The following is a 20,289-nucleotide window of genomic DNA, read 5'->3' as shown; positions in this document are numbered from 1 at the left end:
TGCCGGTGCCCTCCCGAGGTGGGCGGGCGGCGAGGTGCCGCGTGCGGGTGCCCTGCCGGGCTGCGTCGGCGACGCGGTGAGGTCGTGGCATCCGCCGATCCTTCGCGATAAACGCTGTTTGTGCCGGGAAACGCGTTGGGGGAGCGTTTCTGAGCATAGGGAGCGTTTATCGGGCGGCTCGGGCGTCTTGGGCGTCTCGGGCGGCGAGGCGCGGCGTGCCGGTGCCCTGCCGCGCTTCTCGCGCGGCGTGCCGGTGCCCTGCCGCGCTGCTCGCGCGACGGCGGTCGCGGCATCCGGCGGTTCCTCGCGATAAACGCTGCCTGTGCCGGGAAACGCGCTGGGTGAGCGTTTCTCAGCACAGCGAGCGTTTATCGGGCCGCTCGGGCAGCGCGCCGGGATGGATGCCCGACAGCGCGCCAGGACGAAAGCCCGACAGCACGCCGGGGCGGATGCCGACGCGTCAGCGCGTCGCGACGGCGAAGCGCAGCAGCCACTCGGTGATCTCGAGGTGGCGGCGGGCGGCGGCGACGTCGGCGCCCCACGCGTACATGCCGTGGTTCGCGACGATGAGCGCGGGCACCTCGGGCACCTCGGCGGTGGCCGCGACGTAGACCTCGTCGAAGCGGGCGGCCTCGACGCGCATGTCCTGGTCGTTGGCGATGACCGGGATCGTCACGGTCTCGTCGTTCGCGCGGTGGCCGATGCCCTTCAGCATCTCCATGTCGCGGATCTCGACGCCGCCCGGCCACCGGTGTCCGGCGACGACCGCGTCGAACGCGTGCACGTGGAACACCGCGCCCGCGCCGGTGCGCGCGGCGATGTGGGCGTGCAGCCCCGCCTCCGCAGACGGCGGACGCGGGTCGTCGGAATCGAGCGCCTCGCCGTCGGCGTCGATCAGCACGACGTCGCGATCGGTGAGCTCCGACTTGTCGAGGCCCGACGCGGTCACCGCCAGCACCAGGGGGTCGCGGTCGAGCACGATCGAGAGGTTGCCGGAGGTGCCGCGCATCCAGCCGTAGCCCGAGAAACGCGAGGCCTCGGCGGCGAGGGCGGCGCCGGCCTCCTGCACCCGGGCGGCGAGGGGGAGCTTCATCGGGCGATCTCGATCTCGTCGAAGGATGCCACGGCATCCGCTCCGAAGTCGGACCCGGCCCACGGCTCCCCGGCGCGATCCAGCGCGACGACCTGCCAGCCCGCCGCGCGGGCGGCGGCGACCTCGTCGGGGTGGTCGGTGAGGAACAGCGCCCGGTCGGGCGCGACGCCGAGGGCGGAGGCGATGCGGTCGTACGACGCCGCTTCCTTCTTCGGGCCGGCGCTGACGGTGTCGAAGAAGTCCTCGACGAGCACGGTCAGATCACCCTGCGGCGCGTGACGGAACCACGGCACCTGCGACGCGATCGACCCCGAGGAGTACACCGCGAGGCGGATGCCAGCCGCCTGCCAGGCACGCAGGCGCGGCGGGACGTCGTCGAAGAACTGCGAGTGGATCTCGCCCGCGGCGAAGCCCTCGGCCCAGATGATGCCCTGCAGGGTCTTCAGCGGCGTCGACTTCACGTCGGATGCCATGAGCCCGCGCAGCGCTTCGGCGATCTCGGCGTCGGTGGCGTCGGCATCCAGGCCGGTCTCGGCGATCGCGTCGGCGCGGGCACCGCGGACGGTGTCGTCGTCGCGTCCGAGCACCTCGTCGAGGCGCGGTCGGGCGTAGTCGTAGAGGTCGCCGAGGATGAAGCCTGCGGCGCTCGTGGTGCCCTCGATGTCGAGCACGACGACGTCGGCGGAGATGCGGGTCATTGGGGGTCCTCATCGGGGGTGGGGGACACGGGACGGAACGCGATCGTGTCGGGCTGCACGGTGGCGGCCACGGGGGCCGGCTGCTCGGGGGAGCGGCGTCGGACGACGGGGGATGCCGGAACCGGGGCGTCGGCGTCGGCGGCGAAGTGCTCGCCCACTCGCGCGGGCTCGAAAGTTCCCCGACTGGTCGCGATGCGCGTCACCAGGCGCGGCGGGGTGACGTCGAAGGCGGGGTACCACGCGTCGGTGACGAGCGGGCTCGCGGTGCGCTGCCCCAGCACCTCGAGCACCTCGCGCGGATCGCGGTCTTCGATGACGATGTCGTCGCCGGTCGGCGATCCCGGATCGGGGGCCTCGACCATCGCGATGTACGGGATGCCGAAGGCCGCCGCCGCGGCCGCGTGGGCCAGGGTGCCGACCTTGTTGACGACCGAACCGTCGAGGGCGACCCGGTCGGCCGCGGTCACGACCGCGTCGATCGGGCCCGAGCCGACCCCGCGCGGAGAGGCGAGGGCGGCGGCGGCCATGCCGTCGGTGATGAGCGTGACCTTCTGGTCGAGTTCGCGCAGCGAGTGGGCGGTCAGGCGCGCACCCTGCAGGTAGGGGCGCGTCTCGGTCGCGATCCACTCGATCTCGCGGCCGGCCTCGCGGGCGGCGGCGACGAGACCGAACAGGTAGGCGTCGGCCCAGCAGTGGGTGAGGATGCGCGGCGACTCGGGCAGCAGCGACAGCGTGGCGCGGCCCAGGCGCAGACTCGCCTCGCGGTAGTCGCGGTCGACGGCGGCGGCGGTCTGCAGGGTGACGTCCACAAGCGCCGCGGTGTCGTCGGCGTCACGACCGGCGGCGAGGATGCGGGCGACGGCGTCGCGCGGATGCGCGTTCGTGGGCCGCGCGGTGGCGAGGGCCCGGCCGGCGCGGCCCAGGGCGGCGCGCGCCTCGGCGAGGGGGAGCCCCCGCGCCTGCAGAGCGGCCAGTGCCATGCCGGCCGTGGCTGCGTAGAGCGGACCCGAGCTTTGCGTCACCATGTCGCGGATGGCCGTCGCGACCTCGTCGGGGGTCGTGGCATCCACCCATTCGATCCGAGCGGGGAAGATGCGGCGGTCGAGGATGCGGACGACGCCTGCGGCCTCGTCGAGGACGACGGAATTCTCGAGCGTGGCAGACATCGCCGCCATCCTCCCATGTCGCCGGTGTCGCGGTGGTGCGCATGACGCCGTGCGACGGCGGCGGCCCGCGCCACGCGTGTCTCGCCTCCTCGCGGATGCGCGCGCCGGTCGCGGCTCGCGGCCCGAACCCCGTGAGCGTCGTGCAGATCTGCGAGGAACGCGCCCCCGCCACGACCTTTCCCCGCTCCCGCGCGCCCCCATGAGACAATGGCCACGGCGTGCTCGGACCGACCTTTCCCCGCACGGCATCCCCGGATGCCGCCGGGTTCGAAGGGCCACCGAGCCCCAGGACAGCGTCCGCCGCACCTTTCCTCCGAGGAGCAGAGATGTCCGCTACCCCCACCGCCGCGCCCACGTCGAACGCGGCCCCCGCGACGGGCGCCGAGCGCGTCCAGCAGCACCGCCGGTACCTCATGTGCCGGCCCGAGCACTTCACGGTGAGCTACAGCATCAATCCGTGGATGGAGCCCTCGCGCCCCACCGACACCGCGCTCGCCGTCCGGCAGTGGCAGGCGCTCCACGACACGTACGTCTCGCTCGGGCACGAGATCGAGCTCATCGATCCGCTCGAGGGACTGCCCGACATGGTCTACACCGCGAACGGCGGCTTCGTGATCGACGGCATCGCCTACGGCCCGAAGTTCCGTTTCCGCGAGCGGGCCGCCGAGGCGCCCGCGTTCATCGACTGGTTCGCGGCCAACGGCTTCGAGGTCGCCGAGCCGGTCGAGGTCAACGAGGGCGAGGGCGATTTCCTGCTCGTCGGCGACACCATCCTCGCGGGCACCGGTTTTCGCTCGACGGGCGACAGCCACCGCGAGGTCGGCGAGGTGTTCTCGCGCGAGGTCGTGTCGTTGACGCTGACCGACCCGCGGTTCTACCACCTCGACACCGCGATCTCGGTGCTCGACCCGGTCGAGGGCCCGGGTGGTGTCGACAAGGCCAACATCGCCTACCTGCCCACCGCGTTCGACGAGCGCAGCCAGGCGATCCTCCGCGAGCGCTACCCCGACGCCATCCGGGTCTCGGATGCCGACGGCGCGGTGTTCGGACTCAACTCCGCCAGCGATGGCAAGAACGTCATCATCTCGCCGCGTGCGGTGGGCTTCGAGGCGCAGCTGCGCGAGCGCGGCTACACCCCCGTCATGGTCGACCTGTCCGAGCTGCTGCTCGGCGGCGGCGGCATCAAGTGCTGCACGCTCGAACTGCGCGGGGGCGCCCGATGAGCACCGCCGTCGACGACCTCGGCGCGCAGCTGATCGCCGCCGAGGCAGCGCACGTCGCGCACAACTACCACCCGCTGCCGGTCGTCGCCGCTCGTGCCGAGGGCGTGTGGGTCACCGACGTCGAGGGCAAGCGCTACCTCGACCTGCTGTCGGCCTACTCGGCGCTGAACTTCGGGCACGGCCACCCCGCGATCCTCGCCGCCGCCCGCGAGCAGCTCGAGCGGCTGACGCTCACCAGCCGCGCGTTCCACAACGACCGGCTGGGGCCCTTCGCCACCGCGCTCGCGCAGCTGTGCGGCAAAGACCTCGTGCTGCCGATGAACACCGGCGCCGAGGCGGTCGAGACCGGCATCAAGGTCGCCCGAGCCTGGGGCTACCGCACGAAGGGCATCGCCCCCGACGCCGCGACCATCATCGTCGCCAACGGCAACTTCCACGGCCGCACCACGACGATCGTCGGTTTCAGCGACGACCCCACCGCGCACGACGACTTCGGTCCCTATGCGCCCGGCTTCGTGCACGTGCCCTACGGAGACGCGGATGCCATCGCCGCGGCGATCGACGAGAACACCGCCGCGGTGCTCCTCGAGCCCATCCAGGGTGAGGCGGGCGTCGTCATCCCGCCCGACGGGTTCCTCCGCCGCGTGCGCGAGATCTGCACCGAGAACGACGTGCTGTTCATCGCCGACGAGATCCAGTCGGGTCTCGGCCGCGTGGGCGAGACGTTCGCGTGCGACCGCGAGGGCGTCGTCCCCGACCTGTACCTGCTCGGCAAGGCGCTGGGCGGCGGCATCTCGCCCCTGTCGGCGGTCGTCGCGAACGAGGACGTGCTCGGCGTCATCCGCGCGGGCGAGCACGGGTCGACCTTCGGCGGCAACCCGCTCGCGTGCGCCGTCGGTCTGCGGGTCGTCGAGATGCTCGCATCCGGGGAATTCCAGACCCGCGCGAAGGCACTGGGCGCGCACCTCGAGCAGAACCTGCAGACGGTGATCGGCCACGGCGTGACCGCGGTACGCATCGCCGGGCTGTGGGCCGGGGTCGACATCGACCCCGCCGTCGGCACGGGCCGCGAGATCGCCGAGAAGCTCCTCGCGCGCGGAGTGCTCGTCAAAGACACGCACGGTCAGACGATCCGCATCGCCCCGCCCTTGACCATCCGGGCGACCGAGCTGGACTGGGCCGTCGAGCAGTTGAAGCACGTGCTCGCGGCCTGAGAGCCCTCGCCATCGCGCGAGGTGCCGGGAATCGTCGCTTCGGAGTCGGCTCCGGCGACAGATCCTGGCACCTCACGCGTGGGGGTCAGGCGACCGAGACCGTCGTCTCGTCCCAGCCCGTCGCGCCGTCGGGGGCCGGCGGGGCGGTGTCGGAGGTCTGCGTGCTGCCGTCGGCCGAGATCGCGCGGCAGCGCACGGTATGCGAGCCGGTCGTGGCATCCCACGGGAGACTCCACTGCACCCACGTGTCGGCCGAGATGGCGCTCGCGAGCGTCGCCGGCTGCCAGGGGCCGTCATCGATCTGCACCTCGACGCCGGCGACGCCGACGTGGTTGTGCCACGCGACGCCCGCGATGACCGCATCGCCCGCGGCCACCTGCGCACCCGCGCGCGGGACGTCGATGCGCGACTGCAGCTTGACCGGTCCGCGCTCCGACCATCCGCGCGGGGTCCAGTACCCCTCGGCGCGGTCGAAGCGCGTGACCTCGAGCTCGCTCACCCACTTGGTCGCCGATACGTAGCCGTAGAGCCCCGGCACGACCATGCGCACGGGGAAGCCGTGCTCGAGGGGGAGCGGTTCGCCGTTCATCCCGATCGCGAGGAGGGCGTCGCGGTCGTCGGTGAGAGCCTCCAGGGGACTGGATGCCGTGAACCCGTCGACCGAGCGCGAGAGCACCATGTCGGCCTCGTCGGTCGGCTTCGCGCGCGCGAGGATGTCGCGGATCGGCACGCCGAGCCACCGAGCGGTGCCGATGAGCGAGCCGCCGACCTCGTTCGACACGCAGACCAGTGTGGCGACCGTCTCCTTCTGCGGCAGGGCGACGAGGTCGTCCCAGCGCAGCACCACTTCCTGCTCGACGAGGCCGTGCACACGCAGCGTCCACGTCGCCGGGTCGACCTGGGGCACGACGAGGGCGGTGTCGATGCGGTAGAAGTCCGCCGAGGGCGTGATGACGGGGGAGAGGCCGTCGATGCCGAGGTCGGCGGCATCCGGAACCGTCGTCGTGGTCGCGGGACTCGGCAGGCGCAGGGCGGAGCGGACGGCGCTGATCGCTCGGGCACCGCCACTCAGCGCGACCGACCCGAAGGCGGCGAGGGCCCCGGCCATGACGGCGACGCCCGACAGCGCGAGCACGCCGCGGCGGGTGACGCCTTCGTCCGAGGGGGCGCCGTCGGCGACCGATCGCCGGGGCGGACGCCGCAGGCGCGCGATGAGCAGGGCGCCCACGACCGCTGCTCCCGCCCCCGCGATCAGCGACGGCACCGGCGAGAGCAGCCCCGCATCGGCTCGCGTCATCGACACGACGGCGCCGAGTGCGCCCAGGCCCGCGAGCACCACGCGGCCCCACGGCGGACGACGGTTCTCCAGCGCTCCGGCCACCCCGGCGACCACCAGCAGCAGCACCGCGATCCCCACGAGCAGCGCGGCCTTGTCGCCGGTGCCGAAGAGGTCGATGGCGAGATCTTTCGCCCACGCCGGGGCGAGGTCAATCATCGCGCCCCCGATCACGGCGAAGGGGCTCGCCGCGGGGGCCACGAGCGCGGCGGCCAGTTCGCCGAGGCCGGCCCCGAGCACGGTCGCGGCGATCCCCGCGACGACGGCCGGGAGATCGCGGAGGCGCGAAGGAGCGGGAGTCACGTTCGGAGCCTAGAGAGCGTCCGGCCCCGGGGCGCCGCGCGGGGCGGAACTCACAGCCAACCGGCATCCGTCGCTGCGAGAACGTCACGGGTTGCGCCGGGGGGAGCAGGGAACCCGGATGCCGCCGGGCCCGACCGCGGCGACCACCGGTAGCGTTCACCCATGCGCGAGAGCCTGCGGTCCCTCCGGCGCCCGGCCGCGGACGGTGCGCCCGCCTTCGACCTGGCCTACGTGCGGTCCGGGCCGCGCGGGGCGACGCCCGTGGTCGTGATCCCCGGGGGCCCGGGGCTGGCATCCGTGCTGCCGTACCGGGGCCTGCGGCGGCGAGCGGCCCGCGGGGGGCTCGACCTGATCATGATCGAGCACCGCGGCATCGGGCGCTCCCGCCGAGACCTCCGCGGCCGTCCGCTCCCGCCCGCAGCGATGCGCATCGCCGCCGTGCTCGACGACGTGGCCGCCGTGCTCGACGCGGAGGGCATCGACCGCGCGGTGATCGTCGGCTCGTCGTACGGCAGCTATCTCGCGATGGCGTTCGGGGCCCGGCATCCGGAACGGGTCGCGTCGATGCTGCTCGACTCGGCCCTGCAGTCGGCCCACGATCTCGACATCGAGCGCGCCGCGGTGCGGGGGTTGTTCTGGGATGCCGACGACGACATGGCGCGCGGGGTCCGGCGTCTCGTGGCCGCGGGGGTGTCGGAGCGGATCGTGCTCGACGTCGTCCGCGCCGCCTACGAGCTCGGCGGGACCGACCTCGTCCACCCGCTCGTGCGCCACGAGCCCGGTCTCGCGTGGCGGGCGCTGACCGCCTACGCCACGCGCGATGCCGAGATCGCCGACATCCCGCGCATCTACGAGTTCGACCTCGTGGGCACGATCGCCTTCCGCGAGCTGGGGTACGGGGGCACCCCCGACGGGCACCCGCTCGACCCGGTGCGCACCTACCTGCCCCTCGCCTCGCGCTACCCGCCCTTCACGGGAGAGCCCTACGACCTGCTCGCCGCCGTGCGCGGTTTCGACTGGCCGCTCGTCGTGCTCTCGGGCGACCGCGACCTGCGCACCCCGCCGGAGATCGCCGAGCGGGTGGTCGTGTCGGCTCCGGATGCCACGCTCGTGCGCCTCCACAACGGACACAGCGCCCTCGACACCCACCCGATGGCGCTGCTGAACGCCATCCGGCGGCTCGTCCGCGGACAGCAGGCCGCGTTGCCCGGCGACGAGCCGGCGCTCGACCGGCTGCCGCGCACCGGGCTCTCGGCGTCGTTCCCGGCCCTCCTCGTGCAGGTCGCCCGCCTCGACGCCCTGCTGCGCACCCGCGTGCTGCGTCGTCGCTGATCCGCGGGCGCCGAGAAACGGCGCACCGGTGCGAGATCGCGGCGCGCGGGCCGTGTCAAGGATCTGTCCCGATCGGGTTTCGGCGCGCACCGTGGCCGAGTGACCGACGGCGACCATCCCCGCTTCCCCCTCCTCCTCCCTCCCGGTGCGGCCGATCTCGATGACGTCGACGCGGCCCTCGAAGCGGCGGATGCCGTGGCCGGGCTCGGCACTGACGTCGCCGGCACGCTCGCCTGGGCGACGGGCCTGCCCCGACCGCGATCGCTCGCGGCGACCTGGGAGCTGCTTGCTGCGGTCGCCGCTCGCGACGTCGCCGCGGCGCGCATCCTGGAGCCCCATCTCGACGCTCTCGCGATCCTCGACGAGGCCCGCGAGGCGGGCATCGCCCCCGGCGTCGAGACGAGCGGCTCGTGGGGCGTCTTCGCGGCCGAGGGGCCGGGCGTGCGCCTGGAGGCGCGTCGGGATGCCGACACCTGGACACTCCACGGGACCAAACCCTGGTGCTCGCTCGCCGGCGACCTCGATCACGCGCTCGTCACCGCCTGGGTCGACGACGACCACCGGCGGCTCTTCGCGCTCGATCTGCGCGACCCGGCCGTGTCGGCGCGGTCGGGACCGTGGCACGCGCGCGGCTTGGACCGGGTCGTGAGCGCTCCGATCGACGTCGACGGCGCGGTCGCCGAGCCCGTCGGGGAGCCCGGCTGGTACCTGCGGCGCCCCGGCTTCGCGCACGGCGGTGTCGGAGTCGCGGCGTGCTGGTGGGGCGGGGCGCTGCCCCTGCGCGACGCGCTCGCCGCGGCGGCGGGGTCGGCCGGCGCCGATCAGCTCTCCCGGCTGCACCTGGGCAGGGCCGACACGGCACTGTGGGCCGCGCGGGCCGTGCTCGTCGAGACGGCGGGGGTGTTCGGCGCGGCATCCCCCGACCACCGTGCCGCGCGTCTGCGCGCCGCCCGCGCGCGCAGCGTCGTGGCCGACGCGGTCGAGACGACTCTCGCAGAGGCCGCCCACGCTCTCGGTCCCTCCCCCCTCGCCACCGACGACGCGCACGCCCAGCGGGTGGCCGACCTGCAGCTGTACGTGCGTCAACATCACGCCGAGCGCGACATCGCGGGCATCGGCGCCCAGATCCAGCAGGGAGGCGGCGCGTGGTGAGCTTCGACCACCGCGATCCGGGGACCGACGAGGACGTGTGGGCCGCGGTGCTCCGACGCGATCTGCCGTCCCTCGATCTCGACGTCGACCGCATCGTCGTCGTGGCCGCGCACCCCGACGACGAGACGCTCGGGGCCGCGGGTCTTCTCGCCACGGCCACCGCCCGCGGCATCCCGATCGATCTCGTCGTCGTGACCGACGGCGAGCGGTCGCACCCCGACTCGCCCACGCACAGCCCCGCGACCCTCGGCCTGGTCCGCCGCCGGGAACTGCGCGAGGCGATGTCGATCGTGGGCGTCGAGAACGAATCGCTGTTCCTCGGACTCCCCGACGGCGGTACCGACGACCACCGCGACGCCATCGCCCGCGCGCTGCAGCGGGCGATCGACCGGGCGCCCGCGGATCGCGTCCTCGTCCTCTCGCCCTGGCGCGGCGACGGGCACCGCGACCACCGCGTCGTCGGCGAGGTCGTCGAGCAGGTCTGCGCGCAGCGCGGCATCCGCTGCCGATCCTTCCCAATCTGGCTCTGGCACTGGGGCGGTCCGGATGACGTGCCCTGGCCGCATGCGGAACGCCTGCGCCTGGACGCCGCGGCCCGGGACGCCAAGGCCCGCGCCCTCGAGGCGCACGTCAGCCAGCTCCTGCCCCTGTCGGCCGCGCCGGGCGACGAGCCCACGGTTCACGCGCGGATGCGCTCGCATTTTGCGCGCGATTCCGAGGTGTTCTTCGCCCCTCGGCCCGCGCCCGGCCCGGTGCCCGGCGCCGTCGCGCCGACGCCGGACTCGGCCTCGGGAACGGATGCCGCGACCGCACCGTCGGGGGAAGAGCCGCCGGCAGCGCCCACCGTGGGGCCGGAGTACTTCGACGACATGTACGCGCGCCACGACGACCCCTGGGGCTTCGACTCGCGCTGGTACGAGGAGCGCAAGCGCGCGGTGCTGCTGGCGGCCCTGCCCCGGAGCCGCTACCGCGCCGCCTTCGAGGCCGGCTGTTCGACGGGAGCGCTGACCGCGCACCTCGCCGAGCGGTGCGACCGGGTGCTCGCCGTCGACCTCGCCCTGGCCGCCCTCGACCGCGCGCGCCGTCGTCTGCGGGGTCGCGATCACGTCGAGCTGCGCCGCGCGATGCTCCCCGACGACTGGCCGGAGGAGACCTTCGACCTCGTGGTGCTGTCGGAGGTCGCGTATTACTGGGGCGCCGGCGACCTCGATCGCGGGCTCACGGCGGCCGTCGCCTCGCTGCGCGCCGACGGGCACCTCGTGGCCTGCCATTGGCGGCATGCCGTCGCCGAGTACCCGCGCGACGGTGACAGCGTCGGTGCAGCCCTTGCCGCCCGGTCCGACCTCGTGCGCCTCGTCCGGCACGAGGAGGAGGACTTCGCGCTCGAGGTGTACGGCCTCTCGGGGGCGCGCTCCGTGGCGGCCGAGGCGGGACTCGTTCCGTGAGGGCGGTCGCGGTGGCCATCCCCGCCCACGACGAGGAGGCGCTGATCGGTCGATGCCTCGCCTCGGTGATGCGGGCCGTGACGCGAGCCCGCGAGCGCGATCCCGCCCTCGCGATCGTGGTCGTCGTCGTGCTCGACGCGTGTCGCGACAGCACCGCGGCGCAGGTGCGGAGGTGGCCCGTGCGCGCGGTCGACATCGACGCCCGCCGCGTGGGGACCGCCCGACGCGTGGGGATCGCGCGAGCGCTGTCGAGCCTGGCGACCCCCGACGACGACACGTGGATCGCGATGACGGATGCCGACACGGTGGTGCCCGGCGACTGGCTCACGCACCAGCTCGACCTGGCGGATGCCGGGATCGACCTCGTGGTGGGCACGGTCCGTCCCGACTTCGCCGACCTCAGCGCGCGGCACGCGGCCTACTGGCGCGCGACGCACCACCGCGGCCGGCCACCCGGCAACGTGCACGGAGCGAACCTCGGCGTGCGCGCGAGCACGTACACCGAGGCGGGCGGCATCCCGGATCTCGCCGCGCACGAGGACGTCGCCCTCGTCGGAGCGATCCGCGCCCTCGGGGCACGCGAGCAGGCCAGCGACGTGCACGAGGTCGAGACGTCCGGTCGCTTCACGGGCCGGACCCCCGCGGGATACGCCGCGTTCCTGCGCCGCGTGCACGCGTGGATCGACGCCCCGCCGCTCGCCGGGTCCGGCGTGTGACCGACGATCCGCGGTTCGTCAACCACCTCGGCTTCGCTCGGATGGCACCGCAGACTGACCGTCCCCCGGATCGAGAGGCACCACCATGAAGGCACTGACCTGGCAAGGCAAGCGCACCGTGAGCGTCGAGGAGGTGCCCGACCCGCAGATCCTCGAGCCCACCGACGCGATCGTGAAGATCACCTCGACCGCGATCTGCGGCTCCGACCTGCACCTGTACGAACTCTTCGGACCGTTCATCGACAAGGGCGACGTGCTCGGGCACGAGCCGATGGGCGTTGTCGTCGAGGTGGGATCGGCCGTGACGAACCTCGCCGTCGGCGACCGCATCGTCGTCCCGTTCAACATCTCGTGCGGCCACTGCTTCATGTGCCGCCGGGGTCTGCAGTCGCAGTGCGAGACGACGCAGGTGCGGGAGTACGGCAGCGGAGCGGCGCTCTTCGGATACACGAAGCTCTACGGGCAGGTCCCCGGTGGTCAGGCCGAGTATCTGCGCGTGCCGCTGGCCGACTACAACCACATCCGCGTCGGCGACGACCTGCCCGACGACCGGTACCTCTTCCTCAGCGACATCGTCCCCACCGCCTGGCAGGGCGTGAAGTACGCGAACGTCCCCGAAGGGGGAACCTTGGCGGTGATGGGGTTGGGGCCGGTCGGACAGTTCGCCGCCCGCATCGGCGTGCACCTGGGGTATCGCGTCCTCGCGATCGAGCCCGAGGCCGAGCGCCGAGCGATGGCCGAGCGTCACGGCGTCCTGACCTACGACCTCACCGACAGCGTGGTCGACGAACTCGTCGACCTCACCGAGGGTCGCGGGGCCGACGGAGTCGTGGATGCCGTCGGCATGGAGGCCCACGGCAACGGCGGCGTCAAGCTGGCGCAGAGCGCGGTGGGGCTCCTGCCCGACGCCCTCGCGCAGAAGGTGATGGACAAGGCCGGTCTCGACCGCCTCGCGGCCGTCTACGCCTCGATCGATCTGGTGCGCCGCGGCGGAACCGTTTCGCTCAGCGGGGTGTACGCCGGCGAGGCCGACGTGCTGCCGATGAAGACCATGTTCGACAAGCAGATCGCCTTCCGCATGGGCCAGTGCAACGTCAAGCGCTGGATCGACGACCTTCTTCCCCTGGTCGAAGACGCCGCCGACCCGCTCGGCGTGATGGACCTGGTCACCCACCACGCGCCCCTCGACGACGCGCCGGGCCTCTACGAGACGTTCCAGAAGAAGGAGGACGGCTGCATCAAGGTCGTGCTGCGCCCCGGCACCTGAGGTTCCGACACCGCGCCGGGTGCGGCGCGGTGTCCCCTCGTGCGGAGTCGGCAGGCGCCACCCCGTGTGGATGCCGTCGGCACCGGCGTGTCGGCTGCGGACTCCGCACGACGGCACGCCGCGCGGGCCGGGTGCCCCGGCTGCGGACTCCGCACGACGGCACGCCGCCGCGAGCCGGAGGCCCCGGCTCCGAGGCGTCAGACGCGACCGGCGTGCACGGCCTCGAGGGCCTCGGCATCCGCTTCGCTCATGCCCTCGATCGGCTCGCCGTTCCAGACGATGTCGTCGCCGAGGGCGGCGAGGATCTCTTTGCGGTCGCCGTGCGAGATCTTCGCGCCGTGCACGATCGTCGCGGGGCTCCAGAGCATCGCGGCGCCGTCCCACCAGCCCGCGCCCACGTCGCGCACGTGCAGCAGATCGTGCAGCGTCTTCGGCAGGTGCTGGAGCGGTTCGGCGAAGGCGTCGGCGAGCACGGCGAGCGTGATCTGGCGCTCCGTGCCCGGCACGGCGACGACGGGCTCGGTGAGTCTTCCCTCGATCGCGTGGGAGACGTCGTCGGCCTCGAGCAGGATGACGCCGTTCGTGGGTCGCGGGTTGCACTCGATGATCTTGTAGTCGGGGGCGGCGTCGGTGCCGTGGTCGACGAAGTCGAACGAGATCTGGCCGGTGAAGCCCGGGTCGAGGGTGTCGACGAGCTGCTGCGTGTACCGGAGGGTGTCGGTGCTGTCGACGGCGATGAAGGCGATCGCGGTCGAGTGCGCCCACTGCTCGGCGGCCTTGTACGTGGTGTGCGCCTGCACCCGGCCGTCGACGACGACGCTGTACGTGCAGACCATGGGCCCGTCGACGAAGGGCTGCACGAGCCACGGCTGCTCGGGAGTGGGCACGCACTCCTCGACGGGGATCTTGCCCGCGAGCGGACCGGTGTTGGTCAGCAGGCCCACGCCGCCGCGCGAGAACGCCGCGCGGGCGAAGTAGCGCGGGAACGAGGCGATCGCCTCGCGCAGCTCCTCGGGCGAGGTCACCACCACCGTCTCGGGGATGGGCACTCCGGCATCCTGGGCGAGACGCTGGAAGCTCGCCTTGTCGTGCAGGCGCGCGAGGTCGGCGAAGCTGCCGGCGTACAGGCGCACGCGCGCGGGCAGGTCGGCCACGCGGGCGGCGAGGTAGAAGACCTCCTCGAACGTGGGGATGATCACGTCGATGTCGTGCTTCTCGACGTAGTCGCTCACGGCCGCGATGAAGGCGTCCGTCTCGAACCGCGGCGACGGGGTGGCGAGGTGGCCGGCGAGGAAGCGCGAGTGGTTGCCCACCGCGCCGTCGTAGGTGTCGCTCGCGAACACGGTGTGTCCGACGCTGCCGAGCTTGCGGATCAGGTCGAGAGCGAACGTGTTGCGGGAACTGGTGACGAGCACGCGCATGGAGGCACCCCTGGTCGTTGCGGCGGACGTTGGCGTCACTCTATCCACCGGCTGCGACCGGCGTGGGGGAAACCTTCCCGCAACACGGCGCTGAGTAGAGTCGTCGCATGGGTGACCTGTTCGACGGTTACGGCTCCACGCTGGCGCCGCGCAAGACCGCATCCGGCATCCCGGCGTACGACGAGATGTTCGGCATCCCGGCTTCGGCCGGAGACGCCGCCCCCTCTCGTGAGGCGTACCGGGAGCTTTACCAGACGCTCGCGCAGATGACCCAGGAGGAGCTGCGGGGTCGCACCGAGTCGCTGGCGAGTTCGTACTTGGCCCAGGGCGTCACCTTCGACTTCGCGGGCGAGGAGCGCCCCTTCCCCCTGGATGCCGTGCCCCGCGTCATCGCGTATGACGAGTGGTCGCGCATCGAGGCCGGGGTGAAGCAGCGCGTCCGCGCGCTGGAGGCCTTCCTCGACGACGCCTACGGCAACCAGCACTGCGTGCGCGACGGCATCCTTCCCGCGGGTCTCATCTCGTCGTCGCAGTACTTCTACCGTCAGGCCGCCGGCATCCGCAGCGCCAACGGCGTGCGCATCCAGGTGTCGGGCATCGACCTGGTCCGCGACGAGCACGGCGAGATGCGCGTGCTCGAAGACAACGTGCGCGTGCCGTCGGGCGTCTCGTACGTCATCTCGAACCGCCGGGTCATGGCGCAGACGCTGCCCGAGCTGTTCGTCTCGATGCGCGTGCGCCCCGTCGGCGACTACCCGAACAAGCTGCTCGCCGCCCTTCGGGCCTCGGCCCCGCCCGGGATCGACGACCCGAACATCGTCGTGCTCACCCCGGGTGTCTACAACTCGGCGTACTTCGAGCACACGCTGCTCGCGCGCCTCATGGGCGTCGAGCTCGTCGAGGGGCGCGACCTGCTGTGCGTGGGCGGCAAGGTCTTCATGCGCACCACGCGCGGACCGCAGCGCGTCGACGTCATCTACCGCCGCGTCGACGACGACTTCCTCGACCCGCTGCAATTCCGCGCCGACTCGATGCTCGGTGCACCCGGACTCATGCTCGCCGCGCGCCTGGGCAACGTCACGATCGCCAACGCCGTGGGCAACGGCGTCGCCGACGACAAGCTGCTCTACACGTACGTCCCCGACCTGATCCGGTACTACCTCGCCGAGGAGCCGATCCTGAAGAACGTCGACACCTGGCGGCTCGAAGACCCGGGCGCCCTCGAAGAGGTGCTCGACCGTCTCCCCGAGCTCGTCGTCAAGCCGGTCGACGGCTCCGGTGGCAAGGGGCTCGTCGTGGGTCCCGACGCCTCGCCCGCGGAGCTCGACGCCCTCCGCAAGCGCCTTCTCGCCGACCCGCGCGGCTGGATCGCGCAGCCTGTGGTCATGCTCTCGACCATCCCGACCCTCGTCGAAGACGGGATGCGCCCGCGGCACGCCGACCTGCGTCCCTTCGCGGTCAACGACGGCGATGACATCTGGGTGCTCCCGGGAGGTCTGACCCGTGTGGCGCTTCCCGAGGGACAGCTCGTGGTCAACTCCAGCCAGGGCGGCGGGTCGAAGGACACCTGGATCGTCGGCGGTTCCGCCCCCTCGCACGTCGAGTACGGCCAGGGCAACGGCGTCTCGGGCCTCGTCGCCGATCAGGCGGCGGTGACCGAGGCCATTCCGATCATCTACGACGGCCAGCCCGCTCCGGCCACCGCGCCGCGCGACCATCGCCCCGACCGCGACCAGCAGGAACAGCAGCAGCAGGATGCCGGGGTGCAGCACGGCCCGCAGGCGGAGCAGCAGCAGCAGACGCTCGAGCGGGTCCAGGACCCTTCGACGCGCTCAGGGTCCTCGGCCGCGCCCGCGGGTGACGGACGGGAGCAGGGATCATGCTGAGCCGCATCGCGGAAAGCCTGTTCTGGATCGGGCGCTACATCGAGCGCAGTGACGGCACCGCGCGCATCCTCGACGTGCACCTGCAGCTGCTGCTCGAGGACCCCTGGATCGACGAGGACACCGCCTGCCGGTCGCTGCTGAGCGTCATGGGCTCGGCCTGGCCCGAGAACGTCGACACCGTCCGCCGCGACGACGTGCTGGCCCGCCTGGCGGTCGATCGTATGAACCCGTCGAGCATCGCCTACTCGCTCACCGCGGCCCGCGAGAACGCCCGCCGCGCGCGCGAGATCGTCTCGACCGAACTGTGGGAGATCCTCAACACCACGAACTCGCGGATGCCACGGCGTCTGCAGACCGACAAGGTGCACGAGTTCTTCCAGTGGGTGCGCGAGCGCGCGGCCCTCGCGATCGGCATCGTCGACTCCTCGACCAACCGCGACGAGGCGTGGCAGTTCTTCACCCTCGGGCGCAGCATCGAGCGCACCGACATGACCGCGCGCCTGCTCGCGACCCGCTCGCTGACCGAGGTGTCGGGACCGTCGTGGACGACGATCCTGCGCTCGTGCGGCGCTTACGAGGCCTACCTGCGCACGTATCGCGGCATGCCGAGCGCCCGTAACGCGGCGGAGTTCCTCCTGCTCGACCGCCTGTTCCCGCGCTCGATCATCTACTCGATCCAGCGGGCGGAGGACTGCATGAGCGCGATCGACCCGCGCGCCGACCGCGTCGGGCACTCCAACACGGTGCTGCGCGCCCTCGGTCAGATCCGCAACGACCTCGAGTACCGGCCGGTCAGCGAAATCCTCTCGGAGCTGCCCGAGCACATGCAGCGCGTGCAGACGGTCACGCGCGAGGCGTCGGAGGCGATCCGTTCGCGCTTCTTCCCCACGCAGGCGGAGCCGGCCTGGATCGGAGAGATCTCATGACGGATGCCATCACCGCGGCGATCGCGATGACCTCGGGGGGTCGGCGATGAAGCGCCTGCGCATCGAGCACCAGACCGGCTTCGTGTACCCCGGCGACGTCGTCGCCTCCTACAACGAGGCGCGGATGCTGCCGCACTCCACCGACAGTCAGTTCGTGCTGAGCTCCTCGCTCGACATCGAGCCCTCGACCTCGGTCAACCAGTACGTCGACTACTTCGGCACGCGGGTCGCGGCGTTCGACGTCCTGTCTCCGCATGCCGCGCTCACCATCACGGCGCGTTCTCTCGTCGAGGTGCGTCCTCGGCCGATCGAGCACGCCGACATCACGTGGGAGCAGCTCGCCGCCGAGGCCGAGCGCTCGATCTCGACCGTCGAGCAGCTGACGCAGACCCGTCGAACGATGCCGCACCCCGAGGTGGCCGAGCTGGCCCGATCCATCGCCGCGCAGCACGACCGCCCCGGTCCGGCCGCGCACGCCATCGCCGAGGCGATCGGCAACGCCATCGAGTACATGCAGGGCGTCACGGGCGTGACCTCCACGGCGATCGACGCGTGGGAGGCCCGGAAGGGCGTCTGCCAGGACATCGCGCACGTCGCGATCGGGGCATTGCGCGAGGTCGGCATCCCCGCCCGGTACGTCTCGGGCTACCTGCACCCGAAGCCCTCGGCCGAGGTCGGCGAGGCGGTCACGGGCGAGTCGCACGCGTGGGTGGAGTGGTTCGCCGGCGACTGGCAGGGCTTCGACCCCACGAACAACATCGAGATCGGCGACCGTCACGTGCTCGTCGGTCGCGGCCGCGACTACAACGACGTCCCCCCGCTGCGGGGCGTCTACGCCGGCCCCGGCAAGAGCAACCTCAAGGTGAAGGTGACGATCACGCGCGAGACGTGACTCGGGTCCCGCGTCGACCGACCCGGGACGAGTGCGGTCAGGCCGACGCGGGGCCGACGGCCTCGGCCAGTCGCGCCTGCACCTCGCGGTGCAGGTCGACGAGGCTAGCCGACTCGCCGCGGTCGACGCGGCGCGCCCACTCGTCGAGGGTGGTTCGCATCTCGAGCCCGGCCACGCCGGCGGCGGTGCGCACCTCGAGGTCGGTGCGTCCGATGCGTTCGGCGATCTCGGGGATGAAGCGATCGGATGACGTGACCTCGCGCCGGATGGCGGCGCCCAGCAGTCCCGGTTCGTGGGCGATGAGCCGGCGCACGCGCAGGTAGCGCTCGCGCGCCCGGGGGTCGGCATCCAGGTTCTGCAGTTCGCGGGCGAAGACCGCGCGCAGGCCGGTCATGAGCGCGGGGATGTCGTCACCCGCCGCTCCGAGTCCCTGCAGGGCCGCGACGAAGCGTTCGTCGTCGATGAAGACGGCGTCTTCCTTCGTGCCGGCCAGACGGAAGAACGTGCGGGGCGAGACACCCGCCCGCGCCGCGATCTCGTCGACCGTGGTGCCCGCGACGCCCTTCTGCTCGAACAGGTCGAGGGCCGCGGCGCAGATCTCGATCGAGGTCTCACGGCGACGGCGGTCGCGCAGACCCTCGACGGGGGCCGCGGGAGTGCTCATATCCGATACTGTAGTCGATGTCTTATTGGCAGTAACTGTCAACATGTCCTTCTCTGCTCAGATTGGTCGTCCATGGTCTCCACCGGAACCGTCCCCACCGCCCCGCCCGGCGCCACCGCGAAGCCCGCGGTACGCCCGGGCGCCGTCATCGCCCTCCTCGTGGTCGCCGCTTTCGTCGTCATCCTGAACGAGACGATCATGGGCGTCGCTCTGCCCGAGCTCATGCGCGAGCTCGACATCACCGCCGCCACCGCCCAGTGGCTGACCACCGCGTTCCTGCTGACGATGGCGGTGGTCATCCCGACGACCGGCTTCCTCATCCAGCGCTTTCCCCTGCGAACCCTCTTCTTCACCGCCATGGGGCTGTTCACCCTCGGCACGGTGATCGCCGCGATCGCCCCCGGGTTCGGCGTGCTGTTGATCGGTCGCATCGTGCAGGCCTCCGGCACGGCGATCATGATCCCGCTGCTGTTCACCACCGTGCTCAACGTCGTGCCCGCGAACCGTCGCGGACGCATGATGGGGCTCATCTCGATCGTCATCTCGGTCGCCCCCGCCGTGGGTCCCACCGTGTCGGGACTCATCCTGTCGGCGTTCCCGTGGCGCGCGATGTTCATCGTGATGGTGCCGATCGCGCTGGTCGCGATCGCCCTCGGGGCGCGCTGGGTGCAGAACCTCACCGCCACCCGCCGCGTCACGCTCGACGTGCTCTCGGTGGTGCTGTCGGCGCTGGCGTTCGGCGGCATCATCTTCGGCCTCTCCAGCATCGGCGAGGCCGCCGGCGGGCACGCGATCGTGCCGGTGTGGGTCCCGCTCGCGATCGGTGTCGTCGCGCTCGCCGCGTTCGTCGTGCGGCAGCTGCGTCTGGGTGCGACCGATCGCGTGCTGCTGAACCTCGCCGTCTTCCGCCACTCGACCTTCACGATCGCGGTGGTCCTGGTGATCGTGGCGATGACGACGCTGTTCGGCGTGCTCATCCTGCTGCCGCTGTACCTGCAGAACGTGCTGGGCCTCGGGGCTCTCCCGACCGGCCTCATGCTGCTGCCGGGCGGCCTGCTGATGGGACTCATGGCCCCGATCGTGGGCAACCTCTTCGACCGCTTCGGCGCGCGTCCGCTCGTCCTGCCCGGCGCCGTGGTGGCGAGCGTCGCCCTGTGGGGTTTCTCGACGTTGTCGACGTCGACCCCGATCGGCTTCGTCATCGCCGTGCACTGCGTGCTGAGCCTCGGCCTGGCGTTCATGTTCACCCCGCTCATGACCTCGGCGCTGGGCTCGCTGCCGCGCGAGCTGTACCCGCACGGGTCGGCGATCGTGTCGACCGTGCAGCAGCTCGCGGGTGCCGCCGGCACCGCGGTCTTCGTCACGCTCATGACGGTCGGGGCGGCCGGTTCGGCGGCGCAGGGCGCGGCAGTCGTGGATGCCACGGCCACCGGCATCCACTCGGCGTTCTTCGTCGCGGCGTGCCTGTCGCTCGCGGTGATCGTGCTCGCGGCGTTCGTGCGGACGCCGACGCAGGTCGAGGGTGGCGAGGGGATGCCCGCGCACTGACGTCGGC

17 protein-coding genes are annotated in these 20,289 nt (G+C 72.3%); 11 read left to right on the top strand and 6 right to left on the bottom strand.

Features of this window, described 5'->3' with window-relative positions:
• Window positions 1-460 precede the first annotated feature (460 nt).
• Genes mtnB through RWH44_RS05110 form a run of 3 tightly spaced genes read right to left on the bottom strand, consistent with a single transcriptional unit; the run spans window position 461 to window position 2,957 of the window.
• Window positions 461-1,093: a methylthioribulose 1-phosphate dehydratase gene (gene mtnB / locus RWH44_RS05120; protein ID WP_316003728.1), complete on the bottom strand. Its 633-nt coding sequence runs from the start codon at window positions 1,091-1,093 to the stop codon at window positions 461-463.
• Window positions 1,090-1,791 carry an acireductone synthase gene (mtnC, locus tag RWH44_RS05115; RefSeq protein WP_316003727.1) on the bottom strand — a complete coding sequence of 234 codons (702 nt, stop codon included), beginning with the start codon at window positions 1,789-1,791 and terminating at the stop codon, window positions 1,090-1,092. The genes mtnB and mtnC overlap by 4 nt, the downstream gene beginning before the upstream one ends.
• Window positions 1,788-2,957 carry a translation initiation factor eIF-2B alpha/beta/delta subunit family protein gene (locus RWH44_RS05110; protein WP_316003726.1) on the bottom strand — a complete coding sequence of 390 codons (1,170 nt, stop codon included), beginning with the start codon at window positions 2,955-2,957 and terminating at the stop codon, window positions 1,788-1,790. The genes mtnC and RWH44_RS05110 overlap by 4 nt, the downstream gene beginning before the upstream one ends.
• 326 nt (window positions 2,958-3,283) lie before the next feature.
• Here RWH44_RS05110 and ddaH point away from each other — a divergent pair, with 326 nt between their 5' ends.
• Together ddaH and rocD are read left to right on the top strand one after the other, a co-directional pair.
• Entirely contained in the window at window positions 3,284-4,180 is an 897-nt protein-coding gene (ddaH, locus tag RWH44_RS05105) for a dimethylargininase (protein WP_316003725.1), read from the top strand.
• The gene (gene rocD, locus RWH44_RS05100) at window positions 4,177-5,394 is read left to right on the top strand and encodes an ornithine--oxo-acid transaminase (protein ID WP_316003724.1); all 1,218 of its coding nucleotides are present in this window, start codon (window positions 4,177-4,179) and stop codon (window positions 5,392-5,394) included. Before ddaH ends, rocD begins: the two co-directional genes overlap by 4 nt.
• Before the next feature lie 85 nt (window positions 5,395-5,479).
• Here the strand turns inward: rocD and RWH44_RS05095 are convergent, their stop codons facing one another.
• On the bottom strand, window positions 5,480-7,033 hold the full coding sequence (locus tag RWH44_RS05095) for a molybdopterin-dependent oxidoreductase (RefSeq protein WP_316003723.1): 1,554 nt from the start codon (window positions 7,031-7,033) through the stop codon (window positions 5,480-5,482).
• Between the two features lie 162 nt (window positions 7,034-7,195).
• Here RWH44_RS05095 and RWH44_RS05090 point away from each other — a divergent pair, with 162 nt between their 5' ends.
• The 5 genes from RWH44_RS05090 (at window position 7,196) to RWH44_RS05070 (ending at window position 12,945) form a co-directional block, all read left to right on the top strand.
• On the top strand, window positions 7,196-8,365 hold the full coding sequence (locus tag RWH44_RS05090; protein WP_316003722.1) for an alpha/beta fold hydrolase: 1,170 nt from the start codon (window positions 7,196-7,198) through the stop codon (window positions 8,363-8,365).
• A 99-nt stretch (window positions 8,366-8,464) separates the two neighbouring features.
• Entirely contained in the window at window positions 8,465-9,517 is a 1,053-nt protein-coding gene (locus RWH44_RS05085) for an acyl-CoA dehydrogenase family protein (RefSeq protein ID WP_316003721.1), read from the top strand.
• Window positions 9,511-10,962 carry a PIG-L family deacetylase gene (locus RWH44_RS05080; protein ID WP_316003720.1) on the top strand — a complete coding sequence of 484 codons (1,452 nt, stop codon included), beginning with the start codon at window positions 9,511-9,513 and terminating at the stop codon, window positions 10,960-10,962. Before RWH44_RS05085 ends, RWH44_RS05080 begins: the two co-directional genes overlap by 7 nt.
• A gap of 11 nt (window positions 10,963-10,973) precedes the next feature.
• Window positions 10,974-11,678 (top strand): glycosyltransferase family 2 protein, encoded by a 705-nt coding sequence (locus RWH44_RS05075; protein ID WP_316003719.1) that lies wholly within the window; start codon window positions 10,974-10,976, stop codon window positions 11,676-11,678.
• A gap of 85 nt (window positions 11,679-11,763) precedes the next feature.
• Window positions 11,764-12,945 carry a zinc-dependent alcohol dehydrogenase gene (locus tag RWH44_RS05070; protein WP_298876088.1) on the top strand — a complete coding sequence of 394 codons (1,182 nt, stop codon included), beginning with the start codon at window positions 11,764-11,766 and terminating at the stop codon, window positions 12,943-12,945.
• Window positions 12,946-13,142: 197 nt separating this feature from the next.
• On the opposite strand, the gene RWH44_RS05065 is transcribed toward RWH44_RS05070, so the two are convergent.
• Window positions 13,143-14,366 (bottom strand): ATP-grasp domain-containing protein, encoded by a 1,224-nt coding sequence (locus RWH44_RS05065; RefSeq protein ID WP_316003718.1) that lies wholly within the window; start codon window positions 14,364-14,366, stop codon window positions 13,143-13,145.
• A gap of 107 nt (window positions 14,367-14,473) precedes the next feature.
• Here RWH44_RS05065 and RWH44_RS05060 point away from each other — a divergent pair, with 107 nt between their 5' ends.
• From RWH44_RS05060 to RWH44_RS05050, 3 genes are read left to right on the top strand one after another with little or no spacing between them, the layout of a single operon-like run.
• A complete protein-coding gene (locus RWH44_RS05060) occupies window positions 14,474-16,252 on the top strand; it encodes a circularly permuted type 2 ATP-grasp protein (RefSeq protein ID WP_316003717.1) in 1,779 nt (592 codons plus the stop codon).
• On the top strand, window positions 16,246-17,178 hold the full coding sequence (locus RWH44_RS05055) for an alpha-E domain-containing protein (RefSeq protein WP_298876079.1): 933 nt from the start codon (window positions 16,246-16,248) through the stop codon (window positions 17,176-17,178). Before RWH44_RS05060 ends, RWH44_RS05055 begins: the two co-directional genes overlap by 7 nt.
• Before the next feature lie 46 nt (window positions 17,179-17,224).
• Window positions 17,225-18,070, top strand: coding sequence for a transglutaminase family protein (locus RWH44_RS05050; protein WP_298876076.1), 846 nt, complete (start codon window positions 17,225-17,227; stop codon window positions 18,068-18,070).
• 37 nt (window positions 18,071-18,107) lie between these two features.
• Here the strand turns inward: RWH44_RS05050 and RWH44_RS05045 are convergent, their stop codons facing one another.
• Window positions 18,108-18,734 (bottom strand): TetR/AcrR family transcriptional regulator, encoded by a 627-nt coding sequence (locus RWH44_RS05045; protein ID WP_316003716.1) that lies wholly within the window; start codon window positions 18,732-18,734, stop codon window positions 18,108-18,110.
• Between the two features lie 72 nt (window positions 18,735-18,806).
• Between RWH44_RS05045 and RWH44_RS05040 the strand changes: the two genes are divergently transcribed.
• Window positions 18,807-20,282 (top strand): MDR family MFS transporter, encoded by a 1,476-nt coding sequence (locus RWH44_RS05040; protein WP_316003715.1) that lies wholly within the window; start codon window positions 18,807-18,809, stop codon window positions 20,280-20,282.
• Window positions 20,283-20,289 lie beyond the last annotated feature (7 nt).

Origin of the sequence: Microbacterium phycohabitans (assembly GCF_032464935.1) — a bacterium.
Lineage (GTDB): Bacteria > Actinomycetota > Actinomycetes > Actinomycetales > Microbacteriaceae > Microbacterium > Microbacterium phycohabitans.
This window is presented reverse-complemented; position numbering and strand designations above follow the sequence as displayed.